This window comes from Gluconacetobacter sp. (genome assembly GCF_047721585.1).
GTDB lineage: Bacteria > Pseudomonadota > Alphaproteobacteria > Acetobacterales > Acetobacteraceae > Gluconacetobacter > Gluconacetobacter dulcium.
This window is the reverse complement of sequence record NZ_JBDNXE010000095.1, coordinates 1-16,265: the sequence shown is the minus strand read 5'-3', so window position 1 is coordinate 16,265 and position 16,265 is coordinate 1. Positions and strand designations below refer to the sequence as shown.

General features: G+C 59.3%; 12 protein-coding genes and 2 pseudogenes. 6 read left to right on the top strand and 8 right to left on the bottom strand.

Annotated features, from left to right (window positions below; genetic code table 11):
• Positions 1 to 302, bottom strand: a pseudogene (locus tag ABF821_RS15265) (type II restriction endonuclease); the annotation flags it as partial.
• 420 nt (positions 303 to 722) lie between these two features.
• Here ABF821_RS15265 and ABF821_RS15260 point away from each other — a divergent pair.
• The 3 genes and pseudogenes from ABF821_RS15260 to ABF821_RS15250 form a co-directional block, all read left to right on the top strand.
• Positions 723 to 1,289 (top strand): hypothetical protein, encoded by a 567-nt coding sequence (locus tag ABF821_RS15260; protein WP_406586285.1) that lies wholly within the window; start codon positions 723 to 725, stop codon positions 1,287 to 1,289.
• Positions 1,286 to 1,918, top strand: a complete 633-nt coding sequence (locus tag ABF821_RS15255; protein ID WP_253525012.1) for a glutathione S-transferase family protein — start codon at positions 1,286 to 1,288, stop codon at positions 1,916 to 1,918. Before ABF821_RS15260 ends, ABF821_RS15255 begins: the two co-directional genes overlap by 4 nt.
• Positions 1,915 to 2,052, top strand: a pseudogene (locus tag ABF821_RS15250) (hypothetical protein); the annotation flags it as partial. The gene ABF821_RS15255 and the pseudogene ABF821_RS15250, both read left to right, overlap by 4 nt.
• Positions 2,053 to 2,157: 105 nt before the next feature.
• Here the strand turns inward: ABF821_RS15250 and ABF821_RS15245 are convergent.
• Positions 2,158 to 2,508: a hypothetical protein gene (locus ABF821_RS15245; protein WP_253525009.1), complete on the bottom strand. Its 351-nt coding sequence runs from the start codon at positions 2,506 to 2,508 to the stop codon at positions 2,158 to 2,160.
• 1,841 nt (positions 2,509 to 4,349) lie between these two features.
• Here ABF821_RS15245 and ABF821_RS15240 point away from each other — a divergent pair.
• Positions 4,350 to 5,051, top strand: coding sequence for an MgtC/SapB family protein (locus tag ABF821_RS15240; RefSeq protein WP_406586284.1), 702 nt, complete (start codon positions 4,350 to 4,352; stop codon positions 5,049 to 5,051).
• Positions 5,052 to 5,347: 296 nt separating this feature from the next.
• On the top strand, positions 5,348 to 5,530 hold the full coding sequence (locus tag ABF821_RS15235) for a hypothetical protein (protein ID WP_253525001.1): 183 nt from the start codon (positions 5,348 to 5,350) through the stop codon (positions 5,528 to 5,530).
• Between the two features lie 425 nt (positions 5,531 to 5,955).
• Here the strand turns inward: ABF821_RS15235 and ABF821_RS15230 are convergent, their stop codons facing one another.
• The 4 genes from ABF821_RS15230 to ABF821_RS15215 all read right to left on the bottom strand — a co-directional run bounded on the left by ABF821_RS15230 (position 5,956) and on the right by ABF821_RS15215 (position 12,283).
• Positions 5,956 to 7,413, bottom strand: coding sequence for an efflux transporter outer membrane subunit (locus ABF821_RS15230; protein ID WP_415530611.1), 1,458 nt, complete (start codon positions 7,411 to 7,413; stop codon positions 5,956 to 5,958).
• On the bottom strand, positions 7,410 to 10,508 hold the full coding sequence (locus tag ABF821_RS15225; protein WP_415530610.1) for an efflux RND transporter permease subunit: 3,099 nt from the start codon (positions 10,506 to 10,508) through the stop codon (positions 7,410 to 7,412). Before ABF821_RS15225 ends, ABF821_RS15230 begins: the two co-directional genes overlap by 4 nt.
• The gene (locus tag ABF821_RS15220; RefSeq protein ID WP_166112785.1) at positions 10,501 to 11,640 is read right to left on the bottom strand and encodes an efflux RND transporter periplasmic adaptor subunit; all 1,140 of its coding nucleotides are present in this window, start codon (positions 11,638 to 11,640) and stop codon (positions 10,501 to 10,503) included. Before ABF821_RS15220 ends, ABF821_RS15225 begins: the two co-directional genes overlap by 8 nt.
• 73 nt (positions 11,641 to 11,713) lie before the next feature.
• Complete coding sequence (locus ABF821_RS15215; RefSeq protein WP_166112782.1) at positions 11,714 to 12,283, bottom strand: cytochrome b; 570 nt, start codon at positions 12,281 to 12,283, stop codon at positions 11,714 to 11,716.
• A gap of 196 nt (positions 12,284 to 12,479) precedes the next feature.
• Here ABF821_RS15215 and ABF821_RS15210 point away from each other — a divergent pair, with 196 nt between their 5' ends.
• Positions 12,480 to 13,175, top strand: coding sequence for a VIT family protein (locus tag ABF821_RS15210; protein ID WP_166112779.1), 696 nt, complete (start codon positions 12,480 to 12,482; stop codon positions 13,173 to 13,175).
• A 145-nt stretch (positions 13,176 to 13,320) separates the two neighbouring features.
• On the opposite strand, the gene ABF821_RS15205 is transcribed toward ABF821_RS15210, so the two are convergent.
• Both ABF821_RS15205 and ABF821_RS15200 read right to left on the bottom strand, forming a co-directional pair.
• Positions 13,321 to 13,755 (bottom strand): CopG family transcriptional regulator, encoded by a 435-nt coding sequence (locus tag ABF821_RS15205; RefSeq protein ID WP_166112776.1) that lies wholly within the window; start codon positions 13,753 to 13,755, stop codon positions 13,321 to 13,323.
• Between the two features lie 151 nt (positions 13,756 to 13,906).
• Positions 13,907 to 15,688 (bottom strand): DUF3363 domain-containing protein, encoded by a 1,782-nt coding sequence (locus tag ABF821_RS15200; protein ID WP_253524995.1) that lies wholly within the window; start codon positions 15,686 to 15,688, stop codon positions 13,907 to 13,909.
• Between the last annotated feature and the right edge of the window lie 577 nt (positions 15,689 to 16,265).

Sequence of the window (16,265 nt, the reverse complement as noted above, 5' to 3'; positions counted from 1 at the left end):
TTCTGGTTGGCAGAGTTTTCGTAGATATCGGGAATGCGTAGCTTCGGCTTCCACAGGAACGCATGATCCGCTCCCTTGAAAATCTGACGCTGTTCAGCAATCGAATGGACGACCGTTTCCAGGGAGGAGCCGCGATAAGCGACCCCGAATGTGCCAGCAGCAATCTCGGCAACCACCTGCTGCAGACCGCGGCGGATAGAGCGAAAGTTCTTGAGGCGTTCATCCCACAGAAACCAGTTCTGATAAGTGCCTGCCGTATCGTCCCGCCAGCGGAGAATGAGGTCTCGAATAAGGTCGGTCATTAATCCAGAAGCTAAAATTACATTCGCTTCCGAGCCTGATTGTAACAGCGTCTCACGTCAATGCGGATAATCGCAAGTGGTTGCGCGGTATGATACCCTCGATTTGAACTTATTTCTCCTAAACCTCTGGAATTAAACAGTTCTCCAGAAGATGGCCCCAATTTACGCATAGCAAAACCCCGCTAAGCTGTTGACTTAGCGGGGTTTCAGAAACTGCAAGTGGTTGCGGGGGCACGGTCTGGCCGATACCAACACTCATTAGCTGTTGCCATCTAAATCGATTTGAGCTCTGAATTATAAAAGAAACGAGCACCAATGTCACGCCAACCACTACGACCGCGCGAGGGACGTCGGGTATACGATTGATCGGGCAGATTCGAAGATAGAGGCCGTTTCGCCGGACGGAGAACGAAAGCAGCGATGAACCCGTTGGACGATTTCCTGCCGCGCTTCAATTTCAGTGAACGACACAGTATCGATATCTGTGCTCCGGACAGCCGCATCATGAACGCGGTGGCAACATGGCGGAATGACGACGATCCGCTGGTCCGCTCTGCCATCCGCCTGCGCGAAATGCCCACCCGGCTGTTCGGCCGCGCGCGGCGGCAGCATCTGGACCTCACCGACTTCACGCTGCTGGAACGGCAAGGCGATACGGCATTGGTCTATGGTCTCATCGGCACGTTCTGGCAGGCGGATTACGGATTGTGCGACATTCCCTCGACGGACGCTTTTCTCGCCCCTCGCCATGACGACGTCTGCAAGCTCACCCTCGGCTTCACCGTCCAGCCGGGTTCGAGCAACATCCATCGTCTGGTGACGGAAACCCGGGTGCTTTGTATCACGGAGCGAGCCGCGCGTCGCTTCACGCCCTATTGGTATCTGATCCGCCCGGTCAGCGGCCTGATCCGCCGTCGCATGCTTGCGACCATTCGGAAACAGGCGGAAACTTCGTCCTGTCAACAGCCCCAGGCGGCATTGCCATGAAGCTTTATGATTACCCCACCGCCCCCAATCCATGGCGTGTACGCTTCTTCATCGCCGAGAAAGGGCTGACGATGCCGACCGTTACGGTCGATCTTGCCAAGCGCGAGCAGTTCACGCCCACGTTCCGCGCCCTCAACCCCTGCTGCACCGTTCCCGTTCTGGAACTAGATGACGGCACCGCGATCAGCGAGGTGCCTGTCATCTGCCGCTATCTGGAAGACCGGCATCCCGATCCCCCTCTGATGGGTGACACGGCAGAACAGCGCGCCATTATCGGCATGTGGGACCGGCGTATGGAGATCGACGGCTATCTTGCCGCGATGGAAGCCGTGCGCAACAACCTGCCGGGACTGTCGGGGCGCGCTCTGGTCGGGCCACACAGCTATGCGCAAATCCCCGAGCTTGCCGCGCGCGGTCGTCAGAGGCTGGCCGACTTCATGGCCGATCTGGATGCCCGGCTGCACAATGTGTCTTATGTCGCAGGTGACACCTTCTCGATCGCCGACATCACAGCGTTCGTCACCCTGGATTTTGCCCGTAGCCGACTGAAGCTGGAATTGCCGGACGAAGCTGCCGCCCTACGAGCGTGGTTCGCGAGCATTGCAGAACGGCCAAGCGCGCAGGTATGATAGACTTTGTCAATCATCGCCTTAAATCCCAACAGAATGGACATATCCTGTCCGATCGTGGCATTCCGGATGTCACCGGATATCTGCGCCTGTGCAATCTTTCCGTTCCATCCCATCTTGATACCGCAGCGCGACGCTCCTTTATCAAACAGGTATTCATTGCCCCGTCGTGGCCGGAAATTATGCTCAGGATGCCGAACGCGAACAGACCGTTGAAGAAGCGATTACCACCCATGCCGTTATGGTCGAGACCTACCAACATTACGGCTACATCCCCGAAGAGCCTCCTCTTTCATCAGCGGAAGACGCAATTTACGATAACTGCTTTCCTGAAAAGTCCGTCCAGCTTCATCGCGAACATGAACCAGATCGTTTACAATGACGCTTTCCGGCTCATATTCGAGCACACACGTGATGATGCGGTGATCGTCAGCCCGGACAGGAATAAAGCGATCCACTTCGGTCAGTTCCTGTGAAAGATCACGAAAGGTCAGAACGAAGCCTCCGCCTGGCGTCAAAGCGTCGTAAGCATCACGATAGAGTTTTGAGACGTCGGTCCGCTTGTCCAGATGGGTCAACGTATCGCCCATGCAAACGATTGCATCCGTCGAGCCCGGCTCAATCAGTGCAGAAAAATTACGCAGGTCTGTGAGGACTGTCCTGACCTGACAATCAGTTCTGACATTCTTCAGTTCCGCCAGATGATCGGCGGGTAGTCGAGAAGATTTCTTTCATAGTGATATGTATCATTCGATAGAACGACCCAACCGTCAGTTTTCAGGCTTACTATTACTGACCGGGCGTCTGACCGCCCCCATAATGCATGTTCGATGCAAGGAGCCTGCTCCTTAAATCCATTAAGGATATTTACCCGCCCGGCAAAAATAAGGCCCACACCAGCGTGGACGTCGCTTTCCTCCCTCCAACCACTCACGTGTGGGATGCGGTTTGACAACATTGAACTGGTCACGAATTCGATTTCGCGCAGCAGGATATGGAACTAAACGGAATCGGAACAATAAATATTGCCGCGTGATCGTAATGCAGGTGATTCAGAATAATGTTATGAATCTATCCAATATCGAAACAGCACAGGGAAAGCCTTTCGACTGGACATAACCGAAATACCCCTTATCTCTGATTTCTTCTCATAATTCCGCTCTTACCAATATTACCCGCACATAACCCACAATCATCGATGTATAATAAATAGAATTTAATATCTTTCCCGGAGGCGAGCAGTGAGACAATCGACGCAGGACTTCAGAAAATGCAATATATTTCCATAATTCCTTACATCATCTAGCTTTTATTCCCGGCCCCGACGCTCATCAAACATCGACCATGATGTTCGAGCCGTGGCGGTTTTATCTACCACACATGCTTTATCGATTTTCTCGAATGGCGCGTCCACTGTAGGAATTGGAGCCCAACCGAGCAAACCTTCATTATAGATATTGTGCGGGGAAAAATCCCAAGGTGCGGAACGATACCGCCCCGAGTAACGCCCGACAAGGCGAGCCCTTGTCTTCATCCCATCGTTCATAACGACCAGTCCCAGAAAATAGCTTCCATCTCTCGGCGCTGTTTCAGGCCGCATCCATCGTGAATGGGTGACGCGACCCTGCGAACTCGGGATGGATAAGAAAATGGAGGACATATCTAAATAGCACCTTCGTCACACATGAAGTTATATCCGCCAATTCTCTATTTCTATTTTTAAACCATCACGAAAACTTCCGAGCTCTATCTACTGCCATATTCAACAAAAAAGTAGATATAAACGGCAACGAGACTCGCCAGAGAAACGATCTGAGCAATAAATTTGGCTGACACTCCTATCCCCTCTTTTTGACAGGCATATTGTTCCTTCGCGTATTCAGAATTAATATCACCATCCATAGTGAGAACGCCTCCTGACATGACCTACGATTCAAGAAACAGTAGAAATTTTTTCAATTTGAGGACTGGAATGCATTTTCTCGTCCGCATGAAATTGCATATCCAATTTTATAGATTTCGTTTATATTGTCCGAACCTGACCACAGCCTGAATACCAGCGTTGGGGACGCGTGTTTTTAAACACAAACACGTTACTATATCAGATAGGGACAGGTCAGATTCTGATGTCGACAACCGGCGTTTGCGAGCGCCCAATGAACTTGACGCCGTATTACAAAAGCACTATCGCCCGCTTCATAAGCCAACGGACTGACATGAATCCTCGATCTAGAAACACAAATGGCAGATGGGCAGAGGCGGCCGACTACACCTCGGCTAATTGTCTTGAGGCCTGGAAAACCATTCACCGGTAAAGATCGCCCATCAACGGACGGTTTCTCGATGTCTGGTTCTTCGGGCATGCCTATGCAACCCGGAGAAGCCCCATGTTTCACGTAATGCATACACACGCTGGCCCGTCCGGCACACCATGACCGCCGAGCACGGCTTCTGGGACACCGCGCTCGCGCTATCGGTTTCCTTTGTGCTCGGGGCCATCATTGGCCTGGAGCGCCAGTATCGCCAACGGACAGCCGGCTTGCGGACGAACGTACTCGTGGCCGTCGGGGCCGCCGCGTTCGTCGATCTCGGCATACGCATGGGTGGTGCCGATGGATCGGTCCGAGTCATCGCCTATGTCGTGTCAGGCATCGGCTTCCTGGGGGCTGGCGTCATCATGAAGGATGGCGGCCAGGTCCGGGGACTGAACACCGCGGCGACACTCTGGTCAACAGCAGCTGTCGGCGCATTCTCCGGTACGGGTCTGCCGGGCGAGGCGACACTGGTCGCTCTGTTTATTCTCGCAGGCAACACCCTGTTGCGTCCGCTCGTTGCATTCGTTGATCGCCGCCCGCTGAGACCTGATACGACGGAAGCCTTGTATCGGATGCATGTGGTCTGCCGCCCGGAACATGTGTCCGCTGCACGCGACCTCCTGGCCGATGAACTGGAGCATCATCATTACCCCATACAGGACATCGAAACCTTGTCCGAGGGGGATGATTATGTCGAACTGGCGGCACTGCTCGTGCCCACATCCGCCGACCTGAAAGAACTGGATACCGTGAGCGAGCACATTGCCCAAAGTCCCGACGTCATTAGCGCCACATGGAGTGTCAGCACGACCAACTGAGGCACTCCGCATGCAGACAGTTATTCGTTACGGCGGGCGGAGCAGCCAAGCCCCATTCGTTCATTTTACGAGAGGATAAAGAATTGCCGCCTGACCTCATACCCTGAGTTAAAATCAGGAAATTTGGCAATCGTTCAGGATGAGGTCAGGTTCCTCGTATAACATGACAATTGGAACATGTGTTCCGGGCAGATTCGTGTAACGAGAGTGTTAGATTTGCGATCGATTTTCTGCCACACACGGCTTATCCAAGGAGAATCCAAATGACGTCACGGTTCCTCATAGGGACTCTGGTTATGACCTTGACCTTTGCGTCCATTGTTCCGGCCGCGATGGCTCAGAGCGGTCCGACACCAAACGCAACGGCCGATGTTCCTTCTAGTGCCGGCAAGCCGGCCGATGCCCCGAAGGAAAAGGTGCACAAGGCGAAAAAGGGTCATAATAAGAAGGTTAAGGCGTCGCCTACCGACAAGCCCTGAGAAACGGTGGAACGCTCTTAATTGGTAATCATGCCCCGATTTCCTGATGTCGCATGTTATGTTTATATGAACCAGAAGATGAAGGAAATTGCGGGCATGATACATAATTCTTCGAACAGGATTGGTTATTTAAAATATTCCAGCGTATATTTTTAACCGACAGATTAATAAATTGGTTCTATTTTCGATTGATTCTGCAGAATATCTGCATTCCATACTTGGACGACATTTAGAAATTTCCATTAACTGACGCCACATTCGGCGTCGAATTAATGATGACCTTACCACCATAAACGAAACCGCACCCGCAACGCCTGCATCAATTCGTTAGCGCATCTGCTGGCGATCATGATCGGGGTAGCGGTGAATGCGGCTCGCCGGGCGGAGGTATCGACGATAGCCGCCGCCTTGATCGACCACCGCCGTCAGGGGGTGGCTGGCCTCCTGTTCCACCATCCCCCACCGAGGGCCTGGAAAAGTCCCACTGTATCGGACAACTGGGCCGATTGGGCCTGAACCATGGTCATGCGCGCCTGCGTTTCCCCCTGCTCGGCCATCAAGACAAGCAATGTGCTTTCATCCCCATATCGCTGCCCTGTCCGCGCAAAATTCAGCGCCTGCCGCGCCTGATCCTCAGCCTTCACGCTTGCGACAAGCGTATCCGCGTCGTTGTGGATCGCATGGAGCGCGTCCGAGACATTCTGCACCGCCAGGACAATGGTGCTGCGATAATCCTCCGCGGCCTTCTGGTATGTCGCACGCGCGCCGCGTTCCTGGTGCAGTAACGTAAAGCCGTCGAACAGCGGCTGCGTGATCATGGCCGCCAGGGTCCAGGTACCATAGCCGGGGGTTGCAAACTGGCTGAAGCGGTTGACCGCCAGTCCGGGCGTCGCAACCAGGTTAAGATCAGGCAGGCGGGCCGCGACAGCGACCCCGATCTGCGCACTCGCGGCGCGGACAGTTTCCTCGGCGGCGCGGATATCCGGCCGCTGGTCGATCAATTGTAGCGGCAGGGAAACCGGCAGGTCGGTTGGCAGATGGAAGTCGGCCAGGCGGAAATCGGGCACCGATACATCCGGCCCATCCCCGGCAAGAGCCGCGATCAGATCGTGCTGGACGGCCAGTTGCTGACGCAGCGGCGGCAGCGCCTGTTCCGCCTGGGCCAGCAGCAGGCGCTGCGGCGTCACGTCGCGTTCGCCCAGATCGCCGAAGCGCGCCTGCTGTTCATTGATGGCAAGGATCGCGCGGGCTGAGGCGATGGTCCCTTCCGTCGCCTCGATCTGCCCCCGGATCGCGGCGTACTGGATGGCCGCAGCCACCAGGTTGCTGGTCAGCGACAGATAGGCCGCTTCCAACTGGAAGCGCGCCAGGGCGCGTTGCGCGTCGCTGGCCTCGATCTGCCTGCGGATGCCGCCCCACACATCCGGCATGTAGGAAATATTCAGTTGCAATGTATGCAGGTTATACAGGTAACTGTTGAAGCCCTGAACGCCCATACCCTGCGAGATCTTGTTACGCGTCGGATTGAAGAATCCGCTGATGTTGGGCCATAGCGTGCCCTTCTGCGCCGCGACGCCCTCCTGTGCCGCCAGAAGGGCCTGATGCGCGGAGGCCAGGTTGGGACTATGGGCGATCGCGTGCGTCACCAGCCCGTTCAGCGCCGGACAGTGAAACAAGTCCCACCACTGCGCCGGGATATCCTGTCCCGGCCGGAAGGATTGCATGGCCCCAGCGGTCGGGGCTGGCATCGTGCCATCAGGCGTATAGGCATTGTCCACGGACAATGCCGGGCGATGATAGTCGGGACCGACGGTACAGCCTGTAAGGGCCGCCAGCACGACCGCCGTCGCGGTGCGGCGCGGGATCGACAGGAACAGCCTCATGATCCACTTCCCGAACCAGCCGGGAGCGCCCGGCGTCTCTCCATCCGGGACTCCAGTTCGAAATAATAGGTGGGCAGGATGAACAGGGTCAGGATGGTCGCGATGCCCAGCCCTCCCACCACCACAGTGGCCAGCCCGCGCTGGACGTCGGTACCGATCCCCGTCGCCAGCGCTGCGGGCAGCATACCGACGCTGGCCACCGTCGCCGTCATCAGCACCGGCCGGAAGCGCTGCCCCGCGCCATCCAGGACGGCCACACGCAGGGGTTCACCCTCGGCCCGGAGCCGATTGAAATTCGACACCATGATGATGCCGTTCTGGATCGCGACGCCGAACAGGGCGATAAAGCCAACGGCGGTGGCAATGTTCAGGGTCTCGCCCCGCGCATGGAGCGCGATCAGCCCGCCCAGGGTCGCCATTGGCACCACGGCCAGGACCAGCGCCGCCTGGCGCAACCGACCGAACTGGCAGAACAGCAGCACGAGCATGACCGCGAACATCACCGCCAGCGCCACGGTCAGGCGCGCCTGGGCGCGCTGCGCCTGCTCGAACGTTCCGGCCCATTCCAGGCTGTAGGCGGACGGATCGTAATGCACCTGCGCCGCGATGCGGCTTTGGGCATCGGCCAGATATTGCGACAGCGGCCGCTGTCCGTTATCGAGCCGGATCGTGATCTGACGCTGGTTGCGTTCGTGCGCGATGGTGCCCTCGCCAGTACGCACGGACACATGGGCGACGACGCCCAGCGGCACGCGCGCGCCCGACGCGGTGCTCAACGGCAACTGGCGGATGATATCGAGGTTGCTGTTGATCGCACGCGGGATATGGACGGTCATGTTATAGACCCGGTCGGCGACATAGACCGACGAAACCGGTCCATCTCCGATCATGTTCTGCACCACGGCCAGGATGTCCGCGCCGGCCAGGCCATAGCGGGCGGCTTCCTTGCGGTCCACCTCCACGTCGAGTTCCGGCGATGGCGGTTCCTGGAAGATCGAGGCTGCGGCAGTGCCCGGAACCTGACGCATGATATCAACGACCTGGTTGCCGATCCGGCGCAGTTCGTGAAAATCGTCACCGTAGATGCGCAGGACCAGCGGCGAATGGGCACCGCCGACCAGGTCATTCATATTGTCGGCAATCGGCTGGCTGATGCCGAAGCTGATGCCGGGGATCGCGGCCAAACGCGCGCGCAGGCGGACGACGAATTGGGCCTTGGTCTCGCCATGCGGCCATTGGGCATAAGGACGCAGGCCAACCGGCACCTCGATGTGGGAAGGGGTCCAGGGATCGGTTCCGGAATCACTGCGGCCAAGCTGGGTGACGGCAAAGCTGGTTTCGGGGAACGAGCGGATCGCGGCGCGGATCTCGTCCGCCATCGCGCCCGCGCGCTCAAGCGACAGGCCCGAGAGCAACTGCACCTGAATCCATAGCGCGCCCTCATCGAGATCGGGCAGGAACTCCCGCCCCGCCGAGGCCCCGAGCCAGATCGTCAGGCCGAACGCGATGAGTCCGCCGGCATACGCCATCAGCGGTCGGTCCAGGCTGTATGCCAGCAGCCGGTGATAGGCATGATGCAACCATTCCAGCGGACGGTTGCGGAACAGGCGGTGCGGCTTGCGCAGCGCCAGAAACGCCAGCGAGGGCGTCAGCGTCATCGCGCAGAGCAGCGCCCCCAGCAGTGCGAAACTGACGGTGAAGGCCATGGGGCGGAACAGCTTGCCCGACGCGCCATCGAAGGCGAACAGGGGGCCGTAGGCGATGATGATGATCAGCGTGGCAAAGAAGATCGCCCGCGCCAGGGTGTCCATGATTTCCAGGACATCGCCCGGAGCCAGGACCCTGTCCGGATGTTCCTCGCGCAGGCGCAGCACGGCTTCGACCACCACGATCGCACCGTCCACGATCACGCCGAAATCGATCGCGCCCAGCGAAAACAGGTTGGCAGGCATATGCAGCGCCGTCATCAGCACGAACAGCGTCGCCAGCGACAGCGGGATGGTGACGGCGGCGACAATCGCGCTGCGCGGGCTCCCCAGGAACAGTACCAGAACGACGAAGACCAGCCCCATGCCTTCCAGCACCGTATGGGCGACCTTGTCGGTGGTGGCATGGACCAGATTGTCGCGGTCGATATAGGGCACGATCCGCGCCCCCTGCCGCGCGAGCCGCTGATTGAGCCGATCGACCCGCGTGTGGACTGCCGCCAGCACCTGCGACGGGTTCTGTCCGGTCAGGGTCGCGACGATGCCTTCCAGCGTGTCTGAATTGCCGTCCATGCCCAGAATGCCCTGGCGAACCTGATGCCCGAACTGCATCTGGCCCAGATCGCGGATGGAAACCGGGCTGCCATTATGCTGCGTCACGCCGATATCGCCCATGTCGTCCAGGGTGTGGACCATGTCGATACCGCGCACGATATAGGACTGATCGCCCCGTGTGACGCGGTCGCCGCCGACATTGACATTGTTGTTCTTCAGGGCGTTCAGGACATCGTTGATCCCGATATTGTACCGGTTCAGCGCGTCGGGATCGAGCAGGAGCTGATATTCCTTGGTAAAGCCGCCGAAATTGCTGACCGAGGCCACACCGGGGATCTGCATCAACGCCGGAATGACGACCCAGTTCTGGATATCGGACAACTGCATCAGGTTCAGGCTGTCCGATTGCAGCGTGTAGCGATAGATCTCGCCGGCCGGCCCCGTGACCGGGCCGAGCATCGGCGTCACCCCTGTCGGCAGGTTAGTCTGCGCGATTTGCTCGGTCACGCGCTGCCGCGCGAAATAGACGTCCGTCCCATCACGGAAGATCAGCGTAATCAGGGACAGGCCGAACGTGCTGCTGGAGCGGCTATCCATCAGGCCGGGCACGGTCGCCAATTGGCGTTCCAACGGTGTCGTAATCTGTTGCTCGACCTCGGCCGCCGCCAGACCGGACACCTGGGTCGTGACCACGACAGTGATCGCACCAAGGTCTGGATATGCCTCGACGGCGATGTCTCGCCAAGCCAGCGCGCCAAAACATGCAAGGATAGCCATGACAGCAAAGACGATACGTCTTTGCCGCAGGCAGAGCGCGATCAGCCGGTCAATCATCGTTCAGCAACACCGCACCCTGGGTCACGATCCGATCACCGGCAGCAAGACCGCTAATTACCCGGCAGTCAGTCCCGTCATCGAGCACCACATCAACTGTCCGACGACGAAAAACGTGAGGCCGCACCTCGACGAACACAGTGGTCGCGTCGTTGTTCATCAGGATCGCTGTCTGCGGGACCGTGATGTCCGGCGGTCGGGGAACAGCGATTGCGACATGGGTATAAAGATGCGGCGTCAGCATGCCATCTGGGTTGGTGATCGTGAAATAGGCGCTGCGCCGCCTTGTTTCGGGCTGCAAGGATGGACGCAGCCCATCGATGATGCCAGCCAGGCGCAAATCGGGAAGCACCGGCACCGTTGCGTGCACGGCCATGCCGGCCCGGACCAGCATGGCCTGATTTTCGGCCAGATCGGCAACGACCCATAATTCACGCGTATCCACCAGGGTCATCATGACTGCAGTGGGATCGGTGACGTTCATACCCGCCGCGACCGACACCGTGTCGATCACGCCGTCGATCGGCGCGGTGAGCGCCATCCGCGCCCCCTCACGAGCACCGTCCTTCACCGGCGCGTCACGGCCCAGGGCCGCCAGGCGCGCGCTGGCCCGTTCCAGTTCGGACCGGGCCTGTTCATACGCAGCCCGTGCGGCCTGCAGATCCTTCATCGCGCCGCCCCCGGCTCCGACGACATGCTGCGATCGGTCATATTGCGCACGGGCCTGCACCAGAGCAGAGCGCGCCTTGTCCTCGTCCGCACTGGCCTGCGCCATGTCGCCGGACATGATGACGGCCAGCACCTGTCCCGCCCGGACATGTGCGCCGGGGGCGACATCCAGTTGCGTGATCCGTCCCGTCAGCGGCGGCAACAGGTTGATACTACGCGAGGGCTCCGCCGTGATTTCGCCTGGTGCGTCGATATCATGCGGGCGCGCCCGAACGGTGACTGTATCTACCCGCAGACGCGATATCAGCGGAGATGCGGCATCGACAGCCAGATCCCCATTCTGTTCACGATGCACGCCTTGCGCTTCGGATATTTCCGGACCTCCAACCGCGACGAGGACGATTATCGAGACAAGGGAAAGCCAGAGCAGCTTGTCGATGCGACGAAAGTGGCGGCGCTTCATGCGTTCTTCATTCAGGAATAGGTGAGATGATATGCGATACGACGACTGAAAAAATGCACATCGGCCCCTCTGATCATGGATTCACCGATCGCTCCGGCAGCATCCGTGACAGCACGCCATCCTTCAGAATGAACTGATGAAACAGCGCTGCGCCGGCGTGACCTACCGCCAAGGCAATGATGAGCCATGCATTCCAGGAATGGAGGTTTTCGACCCACTTCAGGGTTCCGGACGAAAACCTGGTGAAGGGAGGCGGGATCAGAAAACCGAAAAAACTCATGCTTTGTCCCGCCCCCCACCGCCAAGCGAAGCCGAGGCCGGCTTCCGTCACCAACAGGCCATAGAGCACGCTTTCCATGGCGACTGCGCAGAGACGATCCAGCGGAGAGAGCAGGAACGCAAGCCGACGTCCGCCTGTCAAACGCCAATAAAGACGCACAAAAACAACCACGGACAGGACGATCCCCGCCGTAAGATGCGCGACCACCATGAGGTGGTGAACGGGCTTGGTGGGAAGGCCCCATGTCTCGCCGAGCGCGAATTGGAACAGGACCAGCAAGGCCGTCGCCCAGTGCAGAAACATCGTGAGAGCGTCATAGTGACGAAACTGTTGCGTCTGGTCCGGCGCACTCGCCTGTTTCATACGTTTTTCTCTTACCGTAGCAATTAGAAAACTGAATTATAGGCGAACTACCTGACTGCAGCCTGAACGACAACGCATAAAAAATATGAAAAAAAGCCAATGATATTCACTTGCATTGTTCGAAGAAAATACCGATTGCCCCGAGAGGATTTCGATCATACTCAAGTATAGACGTTCTCCTTCGATGGATGCCCCCATGTCCCGACTTCGCTCACATACGGAACGCCACGCCACCGAGAAACTCGGATGGCTGCGCGCGGCTGTGCTCGGCGCCAATGACGGCACATTATCCACGGGTAGCCTCATCGTCGGCGTCGCCAGTGCCCATGCCTCGCAGGGAAACATCCTCATCGCCGGCCTTTCGGCGCTGGTCGCCGGTGCCCTGTCCATGGCGGCTGGAGAATATGTCTCGGTCAGTTCACAGGCGGATTCCGAACGTGCCGACCTTGCACGCGAGAAGAACGAACTCGCCCATGACTGGGACGGCGAGGTGAAGGAACTGGCCGGAATTTACCAGCAAAGAGGTCTCGACGCGACACTAGCCCGACAGGTGGCAGTCGAACTGATGAAACATGATGCGCTCGGTGCGCATGCCCGCGACGAGCTTGGCCTGTCCGAAGCAACGGCGGCCAGGCCTGTTCAGGCGGCCTTCGCCTCCGCTGCAGCGTTTTCCTGCGGAGCGGTATTCCCCGTAGTGACAGCCGTTCTTACCCCGCCATCATACGTGGCCGGGGGCGTGTCCATCGTCTCCGTTATCATGCTGGCCGTACTGGGCGCCATCGGCGCCATTGCCGGCGGAGCTGCTCCTTTGAAACCCGCGCTGCGGGTGACCTTCTGGGGAATCGTAGCGATGATCATCACGGCCGGAATAGGCCGGATTTTTCACATCTAATTTCCTCGCCTCCCGACTAGGTCAGTAACCATCGACTGATAGCCTCCGAGATATCGGGCGACTGGGGCACAACCCCCATTTGCGGTTCGACATGCAGCAGGTTCACATCTCAAAGCTGGTGCGAGGGTATCGAGTAATAGCTGCTCTATGTCCCGGTGTCCGGTTCCTTCCGTCCAGCGACATCCCTTACCCGCTCATTGAGGAACCGCTGTCCCTTCACCAGCCGCCGGACCAGCACCTCATTGAACCGGGCATACATCTTCGCCCCCCGATCCTTCGCGGCCTCGTTCTCATTCGCCGGGATGGGAAGCTGGCGCATCATCCAGGCATGAGTATAGAGCGCGAATGCCTCGCCCAGCACAGCGACGGCCTCATCCACATCGTCGATCCGTCGCCCGAGCCGGTCCAGACGCTTGGACAGCGCCGCATCCCGGCGTTCATCGTCTTCGCCGGACACCAGCGACAGCACCGCTGCCTCGATCACCGCCGATTTCGACACCTTCCGGCGCTCGGCCAGCGCCTCGACCTGCTTGAGCAGGCCCGGCTCGAAATACACATTCATCCGCTGCCGCCTGGTCATCGCCGTTCCCCTGGTCTGGAGGTTTGATGACAGAGTGAGCTGAAAATTCCCTGACGCAAGCCCTTATTCGATCGGGATGGTACAGGGGCGTAGCCTGGCGTAAAATTGGCGGCTTTTGTCGGCGCTCCGGAACGACTCGTGGGGCATCCCGCTACAAGCCAAGTCCCCTGCCCCGTCCCAGTGCCCAGGAGATACCACCATGCTCGTCCATGGAGATCGTCATCTCCTTCTGGCGCTGTCTGCCGATCTCCGGCCGCCAGGGCACCAGGGAGAATTCATGTCCGCTTTCCACCACCGCGAAGCGCCCGCTGGCCAGATCGACAGGCCCCTTCATCGTGCCCTGGATGGTCTCGAAGCGATCGAGCGGACGCCACAGCTTCCCCCGTTTCCCAGCCATGGCCTGCCCGACCCGCTCCACTTCCCGCGCCTCCAGCGTCGCCAGCAGGTTCTTCCGGTAGCGGACCATGCCCTCCGGGGTGAGGCTGGCATCGCCACGGTCGAGCAGAGCTTTTTGCCGTCTGGCCAGGGCATCACCCACTTCGCCCCCAAAGCCCGCCTCCACCCGGTCGGCCTCACGGCTTACCCCGGCCACCAGACGCCGGTCGAGCCAGGTCGCGCCATCGGAGCCGATCTGCGCCTCAAGATCGAAGGCCGACAGCAGCCGCACCGTCGCCTTCGGGGCACGGGCGGTGTCATAGGCGATGGAGCGTTGCTGGAAATCCTCCGGGATGCGCCAACGGTCGGCGTCCAACCGCTCCACGATCCCCGCCCGACGCAGAGCTTCCAGACGACGGACATGCCCTTTGATCAGCTCTTCCGGCGTGCCTTTCACGCTCCAGCGGTCGAGCTGCATCCGCTCCAGATGGGCGGAAGGGCGATAGATCCCATCTTCGGTATGGGCGAGGATCGCCCGGTCAGATGGACGCGGCTTGTCAGGGACCGGAGCGGCAGCGATCTCCACGATCGCACCACCGGGGATGTCCTCCATCTGGACGGGATCGAAGCCGCGCAGATGATGCACCCGTCCGTCGATCCCATCGACCACCAGCGACAGTTTTTCCCCGAGTTCGTCGGTCAGATGCCGGTCCACCAGCCGCCCGGTGACCGATTTGTCTGGAACCTCGCCATGGAAACGGAAATGCGCCGGGTCGCGTGTCGGCGCTGTTCCCTTGTCGCGCGCTTTCAGGGCACGGTGCATCTGCTTCGTGATGTCGTCCTGCTCGCCGAGATTGCGCAACCGCTCTTCCAGCCGTTCGTCGAGCGTCCATCTGCCGGGTTCCGTCTGGCTGGCCAGTCCCATGCGTTCCAGCTTCGCGAGACGTGACAGGCGCAGCCGTCGGTCGACCAGATCGGAGGTCGATGTCTTGATGTCAGGGCGCATGTCGAGATGGTTTTCGCGTGCCTGCGCCAACAGGGCGCGGTCGATACGGGTGAAGCGATCGCGGTCGATCTCGGTTTCCAGTTTCCGGCGCTGCTCGATCTCGGACACGGGACCGAGGTCGAGCGTCACGATTTCGGACGCGCGTTCGCGCAGGCCATGGGTGATGTAGCCGCCATTGATGACGAGGTCGTTGCCCTGGTCGTCGCGACCGTTGATCACGACATGGACATGGGGATGCGCGGTGTTGAAATGGTTCACCGCCACCCAGTCCAGACGTGTGCCGAGATCGGCTTGCATCCGCGTCATCAGATCGCGCGTGAAGTCGGTCAGATCCTCCAGCCGGTCGGCGTCTTCCGGTGAGACGATGAAACGGAACTGATGCCGGTCCTCAGCGCCGCGTTCGAGGAAGGCTTTCGCATCGGCTCGGTCGGTCCCCGCGCCATACAGCACGCCACGCTCGCCGTCGCGGGACGTGCCGTCACGCTGGATGTAACGCAGGTGGGCGGCGGCTCCGCCTCCCTTCCCGGCCTGACGCACCACACGCGCCTTCACGGTCACACGCCGGGAACCAGGAACCTGATGCCGCCAGCCGGTGATCCCGCGTGCACGGACGAAGGACGCGCCACTCCCGCGACCCACCCCACGGGTGGAACCGGAACGCGACGCGTTCCCCGCACGCGAGGTCGCACCCGACCCAACAGATGAACGGCGGCCATCGCCGCCGCCTGACCCGCTGCCGCCCCTCTTTCCGGGGGACAGAGATAGCTTTCGAACCTGTGTCCGAATGCCCGCTAGGAAGTCGACACGACCACGTGTCGCGCCACCCTTCGAGCGAAGGCGTCCAACTCTGGGACGGAACGCGGCGTCGTCATCCTGCGCCATGGCCGAAACCTCGCCAAAACCGGGCTTTCCGGGGAACAGTGCCGTCAGAAACGGCGGGAAACCCTCACTCCTGAAAAATGACGGCTCAAACACATAAAATCCAGAGTGCCACTCAAACTTTCCCTAACCCCATGTGCAGACAGAGAAAACCGCAGGTCGGGACTGGCAGGAGTGCCAGGTCCTTTAATCTTTCCCTCACGTTTTTTCTTCTTTTCGGCCTATGAATTCGACTTTTCCGAATCTGATG